Genomic DNA, 16,245 nt, shown 5'->3' on the forward strand with positions numbered 1-16,245 from the left:
TCACGTAGTGATAAGGGGTATCCATCGGCACGGCGTCGTACACGGGCACGCTCAGCTCGGAACTGAGACGGGCGTACAGCGCGGTCTGAAGGGTGATGGCTGGATCACTCATCTCGGCACCGATATGAAACAGTGAGGATCGCGACCCCTGACTTCACCACTTTCCCGTCCACGCCATGAATGGGCTGATGTAGCCAGAATTTGGCGGATGGCGTCACGGTTGAGGTCATAGCTCGGGCGCAGCCAGGGGTGCGCTGGCCGGGCGGGCATGTTCGGCGCGTAGCCGAAGAAGTTCTGCCCGTCCGACCTGTTCTCAGCGTCACGCCGCACCTTGCCCTTCCCGCCCTTGGTCCCGTACTCGATGAACCGCAGGAAAAAGAAGCGCCGATTGTTCTTCTTGCCCCGGATGCCGATCTGCGCGTCGAGACCACTTTTCGAGACAAACGCCTCAAGTGCTGCAGCCGATTCGCCGGTGTCCTTCGGGATCAGCTCGCGCTGTGTCTCCAGCACAAGATTGGCCGCTTCTTGCATCGCCGGGCGCAGGTCCGACTCCATCTGGTTGCCGATCCGGCGCAGCACACCACGCAGCTTGAAGTCGCCCTTGATGCGCGAGCGCCTGGCCATGATTAGCGGCCCTTGGTCGGCGCCTTGGCCGGCTTCTCGGGCGCCTCAACGCCGTCATCCTTGGCCATGCCGCGCGCGATCAGATCCTTCTTGATGGCGGCTGACAGCTTGGTCAGATCGTCGCCTTTTTTGGCATTGACCGCGCCGCTAAGGTTGCCGGTAGCTCGTAGAGTCATATTGATTACCTCGGGGTTGGAGTTACGTTGGAGCACAGCAGCCGGAGCATGCTGTACTCGTTGTCGGGCAGCGCCGCCTCAATCTGGTAGGTGGTGATAACACCTTTGCGGGTGTGCACCAGACGCCGGCCGGCGACCAGATCGGCAGCAGGGCGGACACGGATTTCGGCAGTGACCGTGGCCACCAGCTGGCTGGCGACAGTAGCAACGCGCCCGGTCGGCGTTGTGATCTCAGCCCAGACAGCGCGAAGATCAACCCACTGCTCGACGTAGCCGCCAGCACCGTCAGGGACTCGCTGCTGCGCCTGCAGCATGGGGCGATGGCGTAAAGGGCCTGCTCTCATTAGAAGCGCTTCCTGTACCAGAGCAGGCGTTCCACGCCCAAGGGAATGGCGATGGCGATGGTGCCCAGCGCCACCGCCTCACGGTTGGCGTACCAGTGCGCCACCAACAGATAGACTGCCTGCCAGATGTCAGGGGCCATGGCGACTTCGTTGTCAGCCACCGGCTCACCCTCGGTGAGCCTGATGTCGCAATGCTGCTCGACGTGGAACAGCGCGGCCGCGACGTAGTCCTTGACCAACTCGTCCTCCTCGTCGGTCTCGACCCGCGCCTGCAGCTTCATCTTCGCGAGCAGCTCGGGCCGTGCGTTCCAGTCGATTTCCATCACTTGGTCTCTTTCGGTGCGGTCGGCTTGGTTTCTTTCGCCTTGACCGGCGCCTTGCCGTCGAACTCCTCGGCCAGGCCCTTGCCGATCAGGGTGTGCGCATACTCGTCGTCGACGCCCTCGAACACCTGGCCGGCTTTCACCCGCGGCGAATCGACCTTGAGCTTCGCGGCATCGCCGATGAAGCCCCACTTCGCTTTGATCTTCATGCTGTTCTCCAGATGCAAGAAGGCCGGCGCTATGGCCGGCCTTCTGCGTTACAGGTTGGCTTAGGCGGTCGGGAAGTGACCCTTGACCAGAGCTTCGCGGCGGCGGACGCCCAGGCCGAGGCGTTCCTCGACCAGCAAAGCCACCTCGTTCTTGATGAACATGTCGTTGATCAGGCCCATCTTGAACAGGTACGAGAGGCGGTCGAACAGGATCGCAGCGCGGGCGAAGTTGGCCACGAGGAACTCGCCGCCAGTGTCGACATCACCTTCGTCCATGCTGTCAGAGGTGATCACCGGACGCCCCCAGAGGATCGGAGTGACCAGACCCTGCAGGTTGGCGAACAGGTAGCGGTTCTCGCCGTCCTTCTGCAGCTCGATGTTCATCCAGTCCAGCTCGGTCATCACCAGGCCGTCGGCGGACAGCTTCGACTGCTTGCGCACCTGATAGATCGCGCGGCGCATGATGTCGATGGCGGTGTCGCCATTCTTGGTCAGTGCCGTGTCGTACTCGGTGGCCTGAGTCACCAGGCCGGGAAGGTTCTCACCAACACCGTCGCCCTTGAGGATCTGGCTTTCCTCTTCCAGCTTGAGGTCATAGCGCAGCAGCTCCTGCAGGTAGGCCAGCATCTGCGGAACGTCCGCCAGGGTCTCGTCGGTGACCGGCATCCACACGGCGAGCTTCTTGACGCGGTCGGTCTTGCGCTCGAAGGTCACGTTGCTGGTCGGCTTGCTGCCGCCCTCCGCCACCGGGGCGGCGCCACGGGTGTGCAGCAGCTCCTTGAAGTAGGTGTACTCCTGCCCGGAAACCGGAATAGTGGTCAACAGGTCGCGGATGCGCAGCTCCTGGCGAATACCCGGCTGAATGGTCGGGTCGTAGTTCGGCACCACGATACCGGCGCTGGTCACCTTGGTTTCCTTCATCGACGCCAGGTCGGACTTGGTGATCTCGATCTGGGCGGCAGAGGCCGACTTCTGCTGCAGCGCGCTGTAACCGTCGTCCTTCTTCACCAAGTCGATAAAGGACTTGCCCTCACCGCCCTGGCCGCGCAGCTTGACGCCCTTCTGCTCCAGATCCTGCACCTGGTCGATGACCTTCTGCAGCTCGTCCTTCTGGGTCTGAATGTCCCTCTTCAGCTCGGTGGCAACTTGGTTGCCCTTCTCGACCTCGGCGATGGCCAGGTCGTACTTTTTCTGGAGCCCGTCGAAACCGTTTTTCAGTTGCAGTTCGAGGGAGTCCTTCAGTTCTTTTACTTCGCTCATGGCGTTGCTCCGAATACGTTTGCGAATAGGGTGGAAATGTCTTTCAGCTCTTCCACGATCGCCGTGGCCTCGCTGCCGCCCTCACGGCGTAGCGCGGGGTAGCCGAGCGAAGCGACTGCTGCCGCTTCCTTCTGCGAGAGCCCCATGCGTTCACGCAGGGCGTTCTCGAAAAGCCTGATGTCCGACTTGACGCTGAGAACCTCGGCCTCTGGGTTCATGCCAAACGGCACGAATGAGGCTTCCCAGAGCTCGGCGGACTTGATGACACGCACCTGTCGGCCGGCGCGCTCCTCGTAGGTGGCCTGCAGCGTGTTGAAACCGATGGACATGCTGTCGAGGCTGCCATCCTTCATCAGCTCGTAGGCGTCTCGGGCGTAGCTCACGGCCAGATTGACTCGGCCCTTGAGGTACAAGCCTCGGTCATCCTGGGAGAACTCCGAGGTGCCCACCAGGCGCGTCAGGTCGTGGTAGAGAGCCAGCTTGAGCCGGCCATTCCGGGCCGTCTTCACGCGAGTGAAGGCGCCCTTCAGGATCACGTCGTCGCCGAGGTCGACGTTATCGAACACGGCGGCATAGCCCTCGAAGTTGCCGGCGTCATCCGCGGCCTTTACCTCGAATGGGCAATCAAGCTTGTTGAGCATTGGTCGGCATCTCCCACCGGGTAACCCGGTTGTATTCATCGCCGTCGAGCGGCGGCAGGTTTTCCTTGCGGCGGACTTCGTTGATGGTCATCCAGCCGGAACCACCAGAGCCGCCCAGGGCAGCGGCAAACAGCGTGGCGCGGCCGGCGCTGTCGGCGCGCAGCAATCCCTCCACCGCGAACTCGACGAAACGCGGTCCGGCGCTATAAAGCTTGTCGTTGAACTCGTCTTCTACGGCGTCGATGTAGGGCTTCAGGCCGAACGTCACGAAGCCGATAAGCTGCTGTTCGAGGTTGGAACCCATGATCGAGGTCTTGCCGGCGCGGTTGGCCAGCCAGAGCGGCACGCCGTAGATACCGGCCAGGGCTTCCTCTTGGAACTGCTGGGACTCGATGAACTGGGCATCTTTCTGGCTGATGCCGGCCGGGACGATGCTAGGGCCGCCCTGCAGGATGGCCATCTTGCCGATGTCGTCGGAGTCGGCCTTGCGCACATCCGGGAACCTAGCCATGACCTGGGTCTGCTGCTTGTCGGTCAGGAACTCCTTGTAGATGACATAGCCACCCGTGAAGCCGCCTTTGCGCATGAAGCGAGCCGACCACTGCTGGCCCGCCTTGGCCAGGCCCATGGTCTCCGCCTGATACTCGATAGGCGAAAGGCCAACGATCCCGTCCATGCTGAAAATCTTGAAGTGCAGCATGTTCTCCGGCGACACCGGGAACGGGGTGCCTCCCTTGGGCTGCACCCAGTACAACAGGTCTTCGTCGGTATCGATGGTCACCGAGTCGATGGCCAGCGGCACCAGGCCGATAGCCTCGCCGTTGCGGTTGCGCTCGATCAGGGCGAAGGCGTTGCCCTTCAACGCCATGTTCACGACCACGAACTTGAGGAAGTTCAGCATCGTCATGTAGGGGTTGGGTTTGCGCAGCAGCTTCTGCCCTCGGTCGCTCCTCGCGACCAGCTTGCGCGGGGCGTCGCCATCAGGGTCTTCGTACAGCTTCAGCGGCAAACCAGAGAGCGACTCCGACAGGATCTTCACGCACGACCACACCATGCTGATCGACAGCGCGGTCTTGGTCGTTACGCGAACGCCTGCCTTGGTGTTCTTGCCGCCAACCTCAACGTCGACCTCGACATAGTTGCCGGTGGCCGGATCGGTGTAGCCGAACATTCGCCAGCTGAGCGGGTTATACCAACGAAATGTCATGGTCAGCCTATGAGTCCGAAGAAGCCGTTATTGAGGTAGTCGTCCAGGCCGCCGCGCGCCTCGGGGTTGAGGGAAAGCAGCGAGACCGCGTTGAAGGTGGCCATCAGCGGGTCGATCTTCGCGGTGCCAGATGCTTGCTTGGTGATCAGGAAGGCATTCGCCGAGGGCACGCCTTTGGCGTTTACGCAGGCCCAGGCCATAAGCGACTGGCCGCAGTGCAGCAGCACACCCTCGGCCAGCTTCCGCTCGGTGGTCTTGATTGCGCCGGTCAGCTTCCAGCCCTTTGAGATGCCAACGGTTTGTTCCTCGTTAATCCCTGCGTCCAGCAGCGCATCGAGGACGGCGCCGATGCCGGCCGGGTCGAGGCCAACCTTGTCGAGCAAGCCGGCCTCGTTCACCTGGGCGACGAAGGCTGCTAACTGCTCGACGTCATCGCCGATCTTCTCGACGATGGTCAGGTCACCGGTCGCGGCCAGATCCAGAATCCTGGGCGCCTCCGACTTCCGGCGCTCCAGCACAGACGGGTGCGCCCAGGCATGCGCCCAGTGAAACCAGCGCCGGCCGCCCTTCTCTCGGCCCAGTAGCGTCAGCCCAAGCAAGTCATCCAGGCCGCCGCCATCGACGCCGGCCACGATTACCTCGCACAGCTCCAACAGCTTTTCGCGCGACAGGCCAGGCATGGCCTGTGGTTCCCAAAACGCCGCGCCCACCCAGGCGTCCGACATCAGGGCCAGGCCTATCTCGATGTTCAGGAACTTGGCCAGGAAGCCACGCACCTCGGCCTCGCCATCAATCTCGGCCTGCATGAACAGGCGTTCAAGCGTTGGCCTGTCCACCGAGTAACCCATGTTCGGGTTGACCAGGTGGAAGTTCTCCGGCTTGCGGGCCTCCCCGCTCTTGATCATCTCCGGCGGGAACTCGTAGATCACCGGCAGGAAGCGGTTGTCATCGATCCGCCCATCACGGACGCCGCGCGCATAGGTCAGCTTCGACTTGAACACGCCGGCCGGCGGTTCGTTCGATTGCGTGGTCAGCCAGATGATGAAACCTTCAGGCCGGGACAGGAGGCCGCCCGTTGCTTCGCGGATCATGTCCGGCGCCTTCGGGTTCTTGCCGAACAACCAGGCCTCGTCGATCAGCACGCCGACCGCCTTCTTGCCGCCCACCACGTCGCTGTCAGCAGCCACCACCTTGAGGGTGGCGCCGGTCTCGCGATGCGTGATCAGGCGCAGATGCGGCTGAACATGCAGCAGGTCGGACAGCTCCTCGTCGTGCTTCACCATCGCGGCAGCAGGCTTGAAGCTGTTGTCGGCAATCTCCTTGGTCGGGGCCAGGATGATGAACTCGGCCTCATACCGCCAGTTGCGAATCAGCGCCGTCAGCATGATCGCGGCGGCGATGGTCGACTTCGAATTCTTCTTCGGGATGCAGAGGAAGTATTCAGTGATCAGCCGCTGGCCGGTCTCGCTGTTGTAGCTACCGAAGATGGCACCAGCGAAATCCAGCACCCAAGGCGCACACGCGGTCTCGATGGTCGGGCAGCCTGGCGCGTCCACGATCTTGAGCGACCGGAATACCTCCAGCCCTTCTTCCGCTTCCGCCGGAAACAGCGGCGGCGGGATGATCGAATCGCCCGCAGACAGGCTCCGCCACCATTCAGGGCAGGCAGTTGTCCAGAGCATGGGTTACTTCCCTACGACGGTGAGCGGCGGCTTGCCAGCAGAGAACTTGCCTTTGCCAGCGGTCTTCGCGGCCTCGGCCCTCTGTTCCTTCTTGCCCATCTCGCCCTTCTTCCCGTGCACATACGGGACGGCGGTCTGGGCGGCGTTACGTCGGTCGAACACCTTCGCGCGGGGCTCGTTCATCAGAGCAAGCAGCCAGACCAAAGGGTCTTCCGTGGTCGGCAGGCAGTCGAGAAACTCGCCGCCTTCGCTCTCACCACCGACGCCGGGGTCGGGATCAGCAGCAGGTGCCGAGCCGGCCTTCTTGGCTTTAACGTTTGGCCGGCGCTTTAACATCTCCAGCGCGGCCATGACCTCGGGATTTTTGGCCAGTCGAGAACCGGCGGCGGCAGCGCTCGAAGCCGCGTAGCCTGCGGCGATAGCTGCATCCTTGTTGGACGCACCTTCCCCCTTAGCGTCAACAAACCGTCGCTGTTTGTCGGTTAACGCCATTAACAAAAAACCTTTGGGGTCGGAAAAAAAGTGCGAATGGGGTCGAGGGCGGTCTAGCTGAGGCGGGCGCCCCATATTTCGACCGCCCCCTACCCCTGCGGCTGTTCCTCGCTGCCTGGCGCCAGGTTCCCGGCGTGGTTCAGCGCTCCGCGGCCTGACCTGGCAAGCACCATGTCTTGACAGCGATGAATCGCCGTGCAGAACTCCGCCTGAGCCATTGGGTGCTCGACCGGGAGCAGCAGGTACTCATTCCAAGCCTGGGCAAGCAGATCCACCACTCGCGCTTCCCGCTGAGTAATCTCTACCGTCATCGCTCGGCAGCCTCCATCCTCTGCTTCTCGGAGTCGTGGCACGTCTTGCAGAGCGCCTGCCAGTTGTCCTGATCCCAGAACAGATCCTGATCGCCCTGGTGTGCAACCTTGTGGTCAACCACGCTTGACGCGGTGGTCATGCCACGTCGAGCACAGAACACGCACAGCGGGTTATCCAGCAAGTACCGCTCGCGGGCCTGCTGCCACCGGTAGCCGTAACCACGCTGGGTAGAAGTCATGCCGGATCGCCACGACGCAGGAGCTGCAACTGCCAGCCGGCTTGGCGCCTCGGCCAAGCGAGGCTTGAGGTTCTTCAGCCTGGCCATCAGCGGGAGGCCTTGCGGCGCTCTGCTCCACTCCAACGACCATCCCATTCCACGCGCAAGAAGGCAGCGACATTGCCGCGTGCCCGGTAGACCTGAACCATGACCACCAGCAGGATGGCCACGAGCATTGGCGACGTCTCAGGTGCCGGCCGGAAGAAGAACGGCGACAGCCCAACCTGCAGGGCGTAACCGCCAGAGGATGCCGCCATGAACCACGCCAGCAGGGACTGGCCGAGCTTGTATTGCTGGCCAGGCTGCGGACGCCAGGCCACGATGCGCGCACTGATCGCTGCACAGATCGCGGCAGCTGCAAGCGTCCAGTAGTCAGGGCCGACTGCTACGACGATGCTACCCATTGCCACCTCCAGAGCCAGGACGGCTCAGTGCATGGCGTGCCCAGCCGAGAGCCGCGCTGATCCAGCTCGGCATCTTCCCGCCCTTCACCCACTCGGCCACGCTGATCAGCACGGTGACGATCAGGGCAGCAGCGAGCAGAGCAGGCAGGCCCGAGAACTGGGTGAGGCTACGCCCCATCAACTCAGCCGCCACGAAGTAACCACCAACCCAGGACACGACCAGATAAGCCAGGCGCGACCAGATCGAAAGGTCACGCGCCCAGGTCACGAAGAACAAGGCGCCGGCCCAAGCACCGATTACGGCGTTAAGGTCGACCCCTGGAACAAGCGCGGCAGCACCAATGCCTAGGACACCGGGCACAGCTACTGCGGCCACGCTGCTTGGCTCTGCCATATTCTCCCCTCACACCACAAAAATGTTGTATCACCACAAATTTGTTGTATACTGGAGCCATCCAGACAACAGAGATGAGGTGATGAAGTTCAGCGAATTCAGGAGATGGCTTAAGGCCAACGGGGTCACCTTCGAAGCCGGCAAAGGAAGCCACTTCAAGGTCACCGCACCAAACGGCAAGACGACGATCTTTGCGGATCACGGAGCCAAGGAAATGCCCGAACCAACCCGCAAAGCGATCATCAAGCAACTGGGGCTCTGAGAGCCCCTAAGTCGTATCGCTGGACGGCACCGAATCAAACGAAGACATCCACTCACTACCGAGGGAAGCCATGTACAACTACGCAATCCAATTCGAACGAGACGACAGCGCGCCAGGCTTGGCCGTGTTCTGCCGCGACCTTCCCGAACTGAACAGCTACGGAGACGACGAGGCGCATGCCTTGGCCGAAGCCGTGGACGCCATCGAAAGCACCTTGTCGCTATACGTCGACGAGCGCCGCGCTATTCCGCAAGCCACCGAGCCAGAAGCTGGCGAGCACGTGATCCACCTTCCGGCCGTGACCGTGGCGAAGATCGCGCTATGGAACGAAATGGTTGCGCAAGGTATGCGCAAGGCCGACCTGTGCCGCCTGCTGGAGTTGAGCCAGACCCAAGGCGACCGCCTAGTGGACTTCCTGCACAACACCAAAATGGAAGCCCTGGAGAGCGCGCTGGCCAAGCTCGGCAAGCGCCTGGTCGTTCAGTTGGAGGCAGCATGAGATGTACTCAGATTTGAGTGCATCTCTGGCGCGGAGAGATGAAACCAGATCTGGATACATCAGCTACCTGGACTTGCGCCCATAACGCAATAGCTTGGCCATTTGGCGGAGCCGTGCGGGTCTCACCCTCGAGGTCTCGTTCGGCTCCCATTGGTCGAACAGCGAGTACATCTCGCTGCCCAGGTTCCGGTGATACCGAGCCCGCCGGATGCGTTCGTTGAGAGAGTCCATAGACACCTGATGTGAGATGGCGCAAATCTGCGGCATTGATCGCCTAGCCCCAGAAACGAAAAACCCCGCACTTGGCGGGGTTATGAAATGTGAATCGTCACTCAGGGAAAGGCTCGACCGACACGCACAACTGCGGCTCCCACCCATCAGGGATGTCATCCGCGTACTCCTGGGCCTCAGCGCGAGTCTGGAACACCTTATGGATAATTGCGAGGTTCAGGATGATGATGTAACCCTCGCTCCAGCCCCTCCCCTCACGCAAGTGATACCCCAGAGCATCCCCTTCGATTTTTACGATCTGTCCCGGCATGGCTCACATCCTTTCGAGTGGTGAGCATGGAATATGTCAGATCGACTGCGCACAAAAAAGCCCGGCTCAATGGCCGGGCTCTTTCCTGCTTGGGCGTGTACCTGATCACGCACCAAACCGCAGGTTCGAAAGTTACGCGGTCACTTGGCCGCTGTCAAGCGGCGCGGTCAAGCAACAAACCGTTTTGCTCCAGCAGCGCCTCGACCGTTGCATGTGCCGCGTTGACCTGATCGTCAAGCCAGCGCTTGGTGATCGACCTCCAGCGCCGTAGCGTCCTGTCTGGCGTGCCGTCCGCGTCCCAGGTGTGGATCTGGTAGAACGCCGCCGGCAACCGGTTACGGCGCTCCGGAACCACCCAGGCCATGACGCACTTGGTTCGGAACAAGTGGTGTGCCGGCGTGACCACGTTGGCGGTCAAGTAGCTGGCCGACTCCCTCACCTCGTTCTCGTTGATAGAGAACTTCGCCACCAAGGCATGCCACTGCACTGGAGGCAGCGACCGCTTCAGCATCGAGCGCGTCATTGCGTCCTGAGTGGTGCGTTCCTCCGGTGACAGACCGTCGCTGACCGACTCAGCAACAATCCCCTCGAACCCGGCCTGATACTTCCGCTGCCATGGCGCCTTGGCGGTGCCGTCGTGCATCTCGATGGACATAACCCGGCCGATGCAATGCCCGGCGTCCTTGTAGACCGTCATGCAGCCCTCCCGATACGGCGCGGGGTCGGCTCGGGGTCGCCGATACCAAACAGGTCTTTCAGGATGGTGGCGGTCGCCTTGTTGGCGCAGTTGCCCTCCTGCAGCCACAGCTGGCCAAAGTCGTGAAACCCAATGTCACGTCGATTCCCGTGCCAGCTCGCCACCATCTCCAGCAGCACGGCCATGGCAGCAGCCCCGCCGATTTGCAGCTTTGCCAGCTCCTGGCCGGCGACCTTGAGGAAGCGGCGCTCCACTTCGCTCATGCACTTGCGGGGCAGGCCCGCGGTTCGATTACTCATTGGAATGTCTCCTGCTGCTGGCGAGCAATGAGCGCCAGCTCCTGAAAGGTCTGCTCACCAACGCGAGCGCGTAGCAGCGCGATCAGCACCTGGTCACCGCTCTGTGATTCCGCCTGCCGTGCCTCCCGGCGTAGCAATGCGATGTGATCTTGCAGCCGCTGGCGGTCTCGGTTCATCCACCGAAGCGCGGTGTTCGCCCGATGGAACCAGTTTGGGTCGGCATAGCGGCTGGAGGCCTTCTGCTCGGCCTTTGCCGCCCCCACCTGGGCGCGAACATGGTTGCAATCAGCGCTCAGACGCTCCATCAGCGCCTGGGCCTCGGCCAGGTTGTCCGGCATGGCCAATGGTTGTTTCTTCTGTCCGTCGCTCATGCGCTGGCCCTCCCCTTACCGTACTGGCGTCCAGCAAACGGCCTGTCGTCATCGTCCTCGCTATCGAACCGGTAACCGCCAATAAGCTCGACGAAGCGATGAAATGCCCCCTGGTGCTGGACGTTGCAACTGCCCTTCGGCCCGTGGCGGTTTTTGTCCACGATCAGCTCGGTGACGCCCGCTTTCCCCTCATCCGATTCGTCGTCGCGGTGAACCAGAATCACCACGTCGGCGTCGGCCTCGATCTGTCCGGAGTCGCGCAAGTCCGACTTGGTCGGCCGCTTGTTGCCGCGCGTGTTGGGCGCCCGGTTCAGCTGCGCCAGCACGATGAAGGGCACGCCCAGCTCCTTGGCCAACCGCTTCAGCGCCTTACTGATCGCGCTCACCTGCTCGTACCGGCTGCCGTTGCCCTCGCCAGGAATCAGGCCGATGTAGTCCAGCACCACGGCACCGAGGCCGTGGTTTCGCTTCACCGTGCGCCCGATCTGGCGAATGTCCTTCATGGTCAGGGAAGCGTCGTCGCAGAGCACCAGGGGCGCGTCCATCAGCTTGCTGACCGCGGCGGTCATGCGCGGCCAGTCGTCATCGGTCATGGAGTGGCCTTCGGTCAGGTGCTTCAGCGGCACCTGGCCTATCGAGGCAATCGAGCGGTACACCAACTCGTCATCCTCCATCTCGAACGAGAAGACCAGCGAGGTGGCCTTGTGGTGCACAGCGACGCGCTCCGCCAGGCCAAGCCCGAGCGTGGTCTTACCGCTGCCAGGGGCGCCGGCAATCACGATCATCCGGCCGGGGCTGAGCGTGACGTAATGGTCAAGGGACGGCAGGCCGGTGTCATAGCCAAGGATCGACTGGCGGTTGAATCGACTGTCCACCGTATTGATGGCTTCCGGCAAAATCTCGCCGACGAAGCGATAGCGGCGCGACGTGTCCATGCCTTCGGCCTCCAGTGCAAGCCAGGCTTGCTGCCCCTTGGCTAGCACGTCGTCCAGCGCCGCACCGTCCTGCAGGCTCTCAATCATCGACTGAGCAGCCATCACCACACGGCGAGCAACCGCACGGCGGCGCACCTCCCGTGCGTAGACGGCGGCATTCGCCGTGCTGGGGGTGTTCTGCGCCATGGTGCCGGCGACGGCCAGCATACGCTGGCCGTCAGAGAGCATCGGGCGAGCTTCGGCAAGCGTCACGATATCCACCGGGATCTGATTACGCTGGCAAGCCTGGATTACCTCGAATACCTCGGCGCAGGCCGGGTGGTGAAAGTCGTTGCGGTCAAGATTGGCACTCAGCTCATCGATCAGAGCAGACTGCTTGATCATCGAGCCAATCACCGCGTACTCGGATTCGTGGCTGTACAGGCGCGATTCCGGTACCGGGTCAAGGTACGTCGCGGAGCCGGGCATACCCATTTCGTCGTAGCTCATACGGCACCCCGCGCGGACTGCCAGTGGAAGCCGACCACGCTCCCGCCACCCTGGCGCATGCGGTCAACGGCACGGTCGCCGATGAACTGCACCAGCTCCATTGCCCTCCGATTGCTCACCAGAATGGTCGGGCGAAGTTGCTGGTACCGGCGATCGATCACATCGCTCAGCACGCCGGGGGCGAATTCGCTGGTCGACTGCACGCCCACCTCGTCGATCACTAGCAGGTCAGGCGCTGCCAGTTGGTCGAGCACGTCCCTGTCGCTGTACGCGGCGGCCTTGCTGAACGATCCACGCATCACACGACAGATCTCTGCGGCGCTGGTCACCACGGCATAGGCCTCAAATGCGCGGATCACATGTTGGACGATGGCGCAGGCAAGGTGTGTTTTGCCATTGCCGACGTTGCCCAGCAGCAGGAGACCGCGCCCGGTGCGCGCATGCTGCTCGAACTGCTCGGCGTATTCGCGGCATTGCGCCAGAGCGTCGGCCTTCTGGGTATCACCCTCCGCCACGAACGTGTCGAAGGTGCAGCCACGAAAGCGCGGAGTAATCCCGGTGCCGACAAGGCGGCGGTTCAGGGCACCAGCCTGGAACTCGGCCATGGCCACCTGGTGGGCCTGCTGATCCGGCGGCGTGTTGTGGATCGCTTCCCAAGCGCAGGCGGTACAACCCTGCTCGCGCCAACTGCCGTCGAACTGCTCCACCAGCTTCGGCGTGTAGGCCTGGTGCCACTCGGTAGCGCAGCGCGCGGTGCGGGATGCTTCGCGGATAGCCGGAACAGGGCTGAACAGGAAATCAGAAGTTGCTGCCATTCGGGCTCTCCTTGGTGTTGCGGTAATCGTCAGCGGTGTGGGTCGGCAGGTTGGTCAGCAGCGAGGGCTTGCCGCTGCGCTTGACTGAGTCGTCCGGGTAAACATCACTCCAACCGTTAACCGTCGAGCGATCGACAACGGCGTCAGCATCAGCTCGGCCCGCAAGCTTCTTGGCGATCATCGAGCAGGCGCGCTCGGTGAGTTCCTTCCCCTTGCCCTTCCGTGCGCGCATTTCGCAGAAGCCCGCCCAGGCTTCCTGGCTGACGTTTTCAGGTTTGGCAGTGAGGGGGTCGAACTTCGCTTTCCGTGCTGATGACTTACCTACCTGGCTGTCAGGTTGGCTCGGCACGTCAGTGCCAATGCTTTTGCTTACCCTCAATGTATTACTGCTCTTTGTATTACTCCCCTGCGTGTTTTCCGAAGGGGGTTCATCGCCTTTTCCGAAGGGGTTCGCAGCGTTTTCCGAAGGGGTCTTCGGTTTATCGAAGGGGTTGGAAAGGCGAAGACGACGCTCAACCACCCGCTTTCCTTCTCGAACAAGCTCGACCGTGATTAGGCCTCGTTCAGCCAGACCGCTGATGATTTCGGAGACCCTGGAGATGGATAGACCAAAGAATTGCGCGAAATGGGCATTGGTCGAGTAGCAGCCGCGCACCTCGTCCTCGAGGCTGGCAATCTCGACGAGCATCACCTTCTCGTTCGAAGAAAGCGTGTGGTCCAGCCAGAGTGAGGCGGGAATCCAAACGCCCTGAAACTTACGTGCACTGCTCATGCCCACCCCCTTGGAAGAAGCTTCTCGCGCAGGATCGCCGCCAGTGCGCCGCACTCTCCGTCGCCATGGTGAGCAATCAGGGAAAGTAGTTCCCGGTTCTGATCGAGGTAACGCCGGAAGTTGGCGTATGCCGCTGCCTCTTGATCAATAGCGTCGGCAAGATCCCGGTCTCGTTCCGTCGTGTTCTTGGATACCTGAAGAGTCATTGCGCACGCTCCAGGCGCTGGATCAGCACCCGCATCTTGCGCTTGCTGCGCGCGGTCAGGTCACGCGCCTCGCTCCAGCGGCGATAGGCCGGTTCGGTGAAGTGCACCACGCCCAGGAATGCATCATCATCGGGGTCAACGCGCTTGCGAGTGTCATCCGGATAAGGGTGGCCGTGGGCGGCGAAGTAGGTGCTGTACAGGCGATTCAGCTCGCGCCGCAGGCTGTTGCGCTGGGTCTCGGCTTGCTGGTAGGTAACAGCTGCCTCGGCGATCTGCCCCATGAGCTGTTCGCGGGCGGGTTTGTTGCTCATGCGTGTTCTCCATCGGCGCCGAACAGCTCGGCCAGGTCTATTTGGTAAACGTCCATCCACGCGCCAGCCGGCCAGGCCTTCACCTTGCCAAAGCGCGAATCTGGAACGATTTCAGGGGTAATGGCGCGATTGCGGCACCACTGACGGAGCGGGACGTAACCGTTCACCGGAAACTTGCGGCCAGTGGCGCCCTCGACCGCAGTGACAGTCGCGCACCGTTGCCCGCGGCCCAGCTCGTTGCGCAGCCGCCCCACTTCACGCCTCGCTGCGGAGGCAGTGGCCATCGCCGTGGCTTCACGTCGATTCCCGATCTGCGCTTTTGTGCGCACGGCCTCGTCACGCTCAGCGGTCACGCGAAGGTTTTCACGCTCTGCAGCGATGGCGATTTCCAGCAGCTCCAAGCGGGTGAGTTCTGCTGGGGCAGGCTGACGGCCGTAGGAGCCGGTGCGGCGTATGCTCGGCAGCACTTCTCCGACCACCCATTCCTCGAACTGCTCGGCGGCCGGCATCTGGGATCGCATCACCAGGCGGTAAACGTCGCGCTCCGGGATGATCTTCACGTGGCGCACCTGACCCGCCATTTCGGCGGGGTAGGTCCTGGCAGCCTTGCAGTGGGCACGAATTGCCTTGTCGGTGTCGACGTACTCGAGCAGGTCGGCCACATCCTTGGCGATGAACCATGGCTCACCCTGCTCGTCTGTGATGACACGGATGTCGTTGCCGTTGAAGCGGAACGGGACAAGGCTCATGGGCGGCCCCTCGTATCGATACCAGCCAGCAGGCCGGCAAGATCGCCCCGCGCCTTCCGAGCGGCCTGCTCTAGACGGTCTACAGTGACCTCGGCGCCGTTATAAGTGCCGCCACCCAGATAGCAGGTGTTGTTGGGGTAGGCCTCACGCAGTAGAAGCTGGGCGACCGCCGCCTCACGCTCGGAAGGAAATGGCGCGATCATCTGCTGAATTACCACGCCCCCATCATTGATAGGCGGAGTAGAGACGTACCAGAACGGGTAGTCGCCCGAGGCGTCAGGAGTGAACTTCACCTCGGCGAAATCAAAATGGTCGGCAGTCATAGATCAGCCTCCTGCATCCGCGAACGGTATTCAGGGCTGTTGTTCGGGGAGTAGCACCACAGCAGGTTGCCGCTGTGCACGCGAACCTGTTCGATCAGTCCAGTGATTTCGTGAGCCACTGGATGGCTACTGCCACCTAGGGCGGGGATCACGGATTTGCTCAGCAGATCCTGCAATCGGTCGAGACGGTCACGGGCCTGGGTGAAGCCGAACACCTCATGTGCCGACAGAGTGATCGAGCCGATCAGTTGGCCCTCTGCAGCCGGAACAACGAGTTGCTGCAGCTCGATTGCCCGCGGAGGTGGTTGCACTGGTAGTGCCGTGGTGTTAATTTTCGGGTGCGACATAGCGCATCCTCCATTTCAGTGGTGATGGTCGCGATGACCTCCTGGCAGAGGTCGATGGAGAGCCCGCCTGGCAGCGGGTTTTTTTTCGCCTGGAATAAAGCCAGTAAGGCGGAAAATTAGGGGTCGGCGATTAGGCCGTTGAGGTCGCGCATGTCAGATCACCATTCGTTCGGCGCTACGTGCGCGCTGGGTTGTGGGGCTTGGACAACCGGCCGAAAGGCCGAAAGGAAGTCGCAGGGACTCGCATCGAAAAGGAACGGGTGGCCTGGGCGATTGATTCAACC

Annotated in this window: 27 protein-coding genes; 2 read left to right on the forward strand and 25 right to left on the reverse strand. The window is 62.1% G+C overall.

Translation table 11 applies throughout. The features are described 5' to 3' along the window. Nucleotides 1–108: 108 nt before the first annotated feature. From B3P22_RS16580 to B3P22_RS16640, 13 genes are all read right to left on the reverse strand, one after another. Nucleotides 109–624 (reverse strand): HK97-gp10 family putative phage morphogenesis protein, encoded by a 516-nt coding sequence (locus B3P22_RS16580; protein ID WP_296271727.1) that lies wholly within the window; start codon nt 622–624, stop codon nt 109–111. 2 nt (nt 625–626) lie between these two features. After that, nucleotides 627–800, reverse strand: a complete 174-nt coding sequence (locus tag B3P22_RS16585) for a hypothetical protein (RefSeq protein WP_296271728.1) — start codon at nt 798–800, stop codon at nt 627–629. 5 nt (nt 801–805) lie between these two features. Continuing rightward, on the reverse strand, nt 806–1,144 hold the full coding sequence (locus B3P22_RS16590; RefSeq protein WP_296271729.1) for a head-tail adaptor protein: 339 nt from the start codon (nt 1,142–1,144) through the stop codon (nt 806–808). Next, nucleotides 1,144–1,467, reverse strand: a complete 324-nt coding sequence (locus B3P22_RS16595) for a head-tail connector protein (RefSeq protein WP_296271730.1) — start codon at nt 1,465–1,467, stop codon at nt 1,144–1,146. The genes B3P22_RS16590 and B3P22_RS16595 overlap by 1 nt, the downstream gene beginning before the upstream one ends. Then, nucleotides 1,467–1,676, reverse strand: coding sequence for a DUF7302 family protein (locus tag B3P22_RS16600; protein WP_296271731.1), 210 nt, complete (start codon nt 1,674–1,676; stop codon nt 1,467–1,469). The genes B3P22_RS16595 and B3P22_RS16600 overlap by 1 nt, the downstream gene beginning before the upstream one ends. 60 nt (nt 1,677–1,736) lie before the next feature. Further along, the gene (locus B3P22_RS16605) at nt 1,737–2,936 is read right to left on the reverse strand and encodes a phage major capsid protein (RefSeq protein WP_296271732.1); all 1,200 of its coding nucleotides are present in this window, start codon (nt 2,934–2,936) and stop codon (nt 1,737–1,739) included. Beyond that, on the reverse strand, nt 2,933–3,577 hold the full coding sequence (locus tag B3P22_RS16610; RefSeq protein ID WP_296271733.1) for an HK97 family phage prohead protease: 645 nt from the start codon (nt 3,575–3,577) through the stop codon (nt 2,933–2,935). The genes B3P22_RS16605 and B3P22_RS16610 overlap by 4 nt, the downstream gene beginning before the upstream one ends. Next, nucleotides 3,561–4,784: a phage portal protein gene (locus tag B3P22_RS16615; RefSeq protein WP_296271734.1), complete on the reverse strand. Its 1,224-nt coding sequence runs from the start codon at nt 4,782–4,784 to the stop codon at nt 3,561–3,563. The genes B3P22_RS16610 and B3P22_RS16615 overlap by 17 nt, the downstream gene beginning before the upstream one ends. A gap of 2 nt (nt 4,785–4,786) precedes the next feature. After that, the gene (locus B3P22_RS16620) at nt 4,787–6,466 is read right to left on the reverse strand and encodes a terminase large subunit (RefSeq protein WP_296271735.1); all 1,680 of its coding nucleotides are present in this window, start codon (nt 6,464–6,466) and stop codon (nt 4,787–4,789) included. Between the two features lie 3 nt (nt 6,467–6,469). Next, nucleotides 6,470–6,958: a terminase small subunit gene (locus B3P22_RS16625; protein ID WP_296271736.1), complete on the reverse strand. Its 489-nt coding sequence runs from the start codon at nt 6,956–6,958 to the stop codon at nt 6,470–6,472. 307 nt (nt 6,959–7,265) lie between these two features. Beyond that, on the reverse strand, nt 7,266–7,595 hold the full coding sequence (locus B3P22_RS16630) for an HNH endonuclease (protein ID WP_296271737.1): 330 nt from the start codon (nt 7,593–7,595) through the stop codon (nt 7,266–7,268). Further along, nucleotides 7,595–7,951 (reverse strand): phage holin family protein, encoded by a 357-nt coding sequence (locus B3P22_RS16635; RefSeq protein ID WP_296271738.1) that lies wholly within the window; start codon nt 7,949–7,951, stop codon nt 7,595–7,597. The genes B3P22_RS16630 and B3P22_RS16635 overlap by 1 nt, the downstream gene beginning before the upstream one ends. After that, nucleotides 7,944–8,345, reverse strand: a complete 402-nt coding sequence (locus B3P22_RS16640) for a putative holin (RefSeq protein WP_296271739.1) — start codon at nt 8,343–8,345, stop codon at nt 7,944–7,946. The genes B3P22_RS16635 and B3P22_RS16640 overlap by 8 nt, the downstream gene beginning before the upstream one ends. Before the next feature lie 82 nt (nt 8,346–8,427). Between B3P22_RS16640 and B3P22_RS16645 the strand changes: the two genes are divergently transcribed. Continuing rightward, nucleotides 8,428–8,607, forward strand: coding sequence for a type II toxin-antitoxin system HicA family toxin (locus tag B3P22_RS16645; protein ID WP_296271740.1), 180 nt, complete (start codon nt 8,428–8,430; stop codon nt 8,605–8,607). A 70-nt stretch (nt 8,608–8,677) separates the two neighbouring features. Next, entirely contained in the window at nt 8,678–9,106 is a 429-nt protein-coding gene (locus B3P22_RS16650; RefSeq protein WP_296271741.1) for a type II toxin-antitoxin system HicB family antitoxin, read from the forward strand. Between the two features lie 328 nt (nt 9,107–9,434). Here the strand turns inward: B3P22_RS16650 and B3P22_RS16655 are convergent, their stop codons facing one another. The 12 genes from B3P22_RS16655 to B3P22_RS16710 all read right to left on the reverse strand — a co-directional run bounded on the left by B3P22_RS16655 (nt 9,435) and on the right by B3P22_RS16710 (nt 15,961). Continuing rightward, entirely contained in the window at nt 9,435–9,647 is a 213-nt protein-coding gene (locus B3P22_RS16655) for a hypothetical protein (RefSeq protein ID WP_296271742.1), read from the reverse strand. 154 nt (nt 9,648–9,801) lie between these two features. Continuing rightward, complete coding sequence (locus tag B3P22_RS16660; RefSeq protein WP_296271743.1) at nt 9,802–10,344, reverse strand: hypothetical protein; 543 nt, start codon at nt 10,342–10,344, stop codon at nt 9,802–9,804. Continuing rightward, entirely contained in the window at nt 10,341–10,643 is a 303-nt protein-coding gene (locus tag B3P22_RS16665) for a hypothetical protein (protein ID WP_296271744.1), read from the reverse strand. Before B3P22_RS16665 ends, B3P22_RS16660 begins: the two co-directional genes overlap by 4 nt. Further along, a complete protein-coding gene (locus B3P22_RS16670) occupies nt 10,640–11,014 on the reverse strand; it encodes a hypothetical protein (protein ID WP_296271745.1) in 375 nt (124 codons plus the stop codon). Before B3P22_RS16670 ends, B3P22_RS16665 begins: the two co-directional genes overlap by 4 nt. Further along, on the reverse strand, nt 11,011–12,438 hold the full coding sequence (locus B3P22_RS16675) for a DnaB-like helicase C-terminal domain-containing protein (RefSeq protein ID WP_296271746.1): 1,428 nt from the start codon (nt 12,436–12,438) through the stop codon (nt 11,011–11,013). Before B3P22_RS16675 ends, B3P22_RS16670 begins: the two co-directional genes overlap by 4 nt. Then, nucleotides 12,435–13,253 carry an ATP-binding protein gene (locus B3P22_RS16680; protein ID WP_296271747.1) on the reverse strand — a complete coding sequence of 273 codons (819 nt, stop codon included), beginning with the start codon at nt 13,251–13,253 and terminating at the stop codon, nt 12,435–12,437. Before B3P22_RS16680 ends, B3P22_RS16675 begins: the two co-directional genes overlap by 4 nt. Next, nucleotides 13,237–14,025: a hypothetical protein gene (locus B3P22_RS16685; protein ID WP_296271748.1), complete on the reverse strand. Its 789-nt coding sequence runs from the start codon at nt 14,023–14,025 to the stop codon at nt 13,237–13,239. The genes B3P22_RS16680 and B3P22_RS16685 overlap by 17 nt, the downstream gene beginning before the upstream one ends. Continuing rightward, nucleotides 14,022–14,231 (reverse strand): hypothetical protein, encoded by a 210-nt coding sequence (locus B3P22_RS16690; protein WP_296271749.1) that lies wholly within the window; start codon nt 14,229–14,231, stop codon nt 14,022–14,024. Before B3P22_RS16690 ends, B3P22_RS16685 begins: the two co-directional genes overlap by 4 nt. Beyond that, nucleotides 14,228–14,542: a hypothetical protein gene (locus B3P22_RS16695; protein WP_296271750.1), complete on the reverse strand. Its 315-nt coding sequence runs from the start codon at nt 14,540–14,542 to the stop codon at nt 14,228–14,230. Before B3P22_RS16695 ends, B3P22_RS16690 begins: the two co-directional genes overlap by 4 nt. Further along, nucleotides 14,539–15,291: a BRO family protein gene (locus B3P22_RS16700; protein ID WP_296271751.1), complete on the reverse strand. Its 753-nt coding sequence runs from the start codon at nt 15,289–15,291 to the stop codon at nt 14,539–14,541. Before B3P22_RS16700 ends, B3P22_RS16695 begins: the two co-directional genes overlap by 4 nt. Beyond that, complete coding sequence (locus B3P22_RS16705) at nt 15,288–15,614, reverse strand: hypothetical protein (RefSeq protein WP_296271752.1); 327 nt, start codon at nt 15,612–15,614, stop codon at nt 15,288–15,290. Before B3P22_RS16705 ends, B3P22_RS16700 begins: the two co-directional genes overlap by 4 nt. Continuing rightward, the gene (locus B3P22_RS16710) at nt 15,611–15,961 is read right to left on the reverse strand and encodes a hypothetical protein (protein ID WP_296271753.1); all 351 of its coding nucleotides are present in this window, start codon (nt 15,959–15,961) and stop codon (nt 15,611–15,613) included. Before B3P22_RS16710 ends, B3P22_RS16705 begins: the two co-directional genes overlap by 4 nt. Nucleotides 15,962–16,245 lie beyond the last annotated feature (284 nt).

The sequence above is a fragment of the Pseudomonas sp. UBA6323 genome, assembly GCF_002439135.1.
Classification (GTDB): Bacteria; Pseudomonadota; Gammaproteobacteria; order Pseudomonadales; family Pseudomonadaceae; genus Aquipseudomonas.

Coding starts and splice junctions, on each gene's coding strand:
- B3P22_RS16580 (WP_296271727.1), bottom strand. CDS start 624: ATGGCCAGGCGCTCGCGCATCAAGGGCGACTTCAAGCTGCGTGGTGTG.
- B3P22_RS16585 (WP_296271728.1), bottom strand. CDS start 800: ATGACTCTACGAGCTACCGGCAACCTTAGCGGCGCGGTCAATGCCAAA.
- B3P22_RS16590 (WP_296271729.1), bottom strand. CDS start 1,144: ATGAGAGCAGGCCCTTTACGCCATCGCCCCATGCTGCAGGCGCAGCAG.
- B3P22_RS16595 (WP_296271730.1), bottom strand. CDS start 1,467: ATGGAAATCGACTGGAACGCACGGCCCGAGCTGCTCGCGAAGATGAAG.
- B3P22_RS16600 (WP_296271731.1), bottom strand. CDS start 1,676: ATGAAGATCAAAGCGAAGTGGGGCTTCATCGGCGATGCCGCGAAGCTC.
- B3P22_RS16605 (WP_296271732.1), bottom strand. CDS start 2,936: ATGAGCGAAGTAAAAGAACTGAAGGACTCCCTCGAACTGCAACTGAAA.
- B3P22_RS16610 (WP_296271733.1), bottom strand. CDS start 3,577: ATGCTCAACAAGCTTGATTGCCCATTCGAGGTAAAGGCCGCGGATGAC.
- B3P22_RS16615 (WP_296271734.1), bottom strand. CDS start 4,784: ATGACATTTCGTTGGTATAACCCGCTCAGCTGGCGAATGTTCGGCTAC.
- B3P22_RS16620 (WP_296271735.1), bottom strand. CDS start 6,466: ATGCTCTGGACAACTGCCTGCCCTGAATGGTGGCGGAGCCTGTCTGCG.
- B3P22_RS16625 (WP_296271736.1), bottom strand. CDS start 6,958: ATGGCGTTAACCGACAAACAGCGACGGTTTGTTGACGCTAAGGGGGAA.
- B3P22_RS16630 (WP_296271737.1), bottom strand. CDS start 7,595: ATGGCCAGGCTGAAGAACCTCAAGCCTCGCTTGGCCGAGGCGCCAAGC.
- B3P22_RS16635 (WP_296271738.1), bottom strand. CDS start 7,951: ATGGGTAGCATCGTCGTAGCAGTCGGCCCTGACTACTGGACGCTTGCA.
- B3P22_RS16640 (WP_296271739.1), bottom strand. CDS start 8,345: ATGGCAGAGCCAAGCAGCGTGGCCGCAGTAGCTGTGCCCGGTGTCCTA.
- B3P22_RS16645 (WP_296271740.1), top strand. CDS start 8,428: ATGAAGTTCAGCGAATTCAGGAGATGGCTTAAGGCCAACGGGGTCACC.
- B3P22_RS16650 (WP_296271741.1), top strand. CDS start 8,678: ATGTACAACTACGCAATCCAATTCGAACGAGACGACAGCGCGCCAGGC.
- B3P22_RS16655 (WP_296271742.1), bottom strand. CDS start 9,647: ATGCCGGGACAGATCGTAAAAATCGAAGGGGATGCTCTGGGGTATCAC.
- B3P22_RS16660 (WP_296271743.1), bottom strand. CDS start 10,344: ATGACGGTCTACAAGGACGCCGGGCATTGCATCGGCCGGGTTATGTCC.
- B3P22_RS16665 (WP_296271744.1), bottom strand. CDS start 10,643: ATGAGTAATCGAACCGCGGGCCTGCCCCGCAAGTGCATGAGCGAAGTG.
- B3P22_RS16670 (WP_296271745.1), bottom strand. CDS start 11,014: ATGAGCGACGGACAGAAGAAACAACCATTGGCCATGCCGGACAACCTG.
- B3P22_RS16675 (WP_296271746.1), bottom strand. CDS start 12,438: ATGAGCTACGACGAAATGGGTATGCCCGGCTCCGCGACGTACCTTGAC.
- B3P22_RS16680 (WP_296271747.1), bottom strand. CDS start 13,253: ATGGCAGCAACTTCTGATTTCCTGTTCAGCCCTGTTCCGGCTATCCGC.
- B3P22_RS16685 (WP_296271748.1), bottom strand. CDS start 14,025: ATGAGCAGTGCACGTAAGTTTCAGGGCGTTTGGATTCCCGCCTCACTC.
- B3P22_RS16690 (WP_296271749.1), bottom strand. CDS start 14,231: ATGACTCTTCAGGTATCCAAGAACACGACGGAACGAGACCGGGATCTT.
- B3P22_RS16695 (WP_296271750.1), bottom strand. CDS start 14,542: ATGAGCAACAAACCCGCCCGCGAACAGCTCATGGGGCAGATCGCCGAG.
- B3P22_RS16700 (WP_296271751.1), bottom strand. CDS start 15,291: ATGAGCCTTGTCCCGTTCCGCTTCAACGGCAACGACATCCGTGTCATC.
- B3P22_RS16705 (WP_296271752.1), bottom strand. CDS start 15,614: ATGACTGCCGACCATTTTGATTTCGCCGAGGTGAAGTTCACTCCTGAC.
- B3P22_RS16710 (WP_296271753.1), bottom strand. CDS start 15,961: ATGTCGCACCCGAAAATTAACACCACGGCACTACCAGTGCAACCACCT.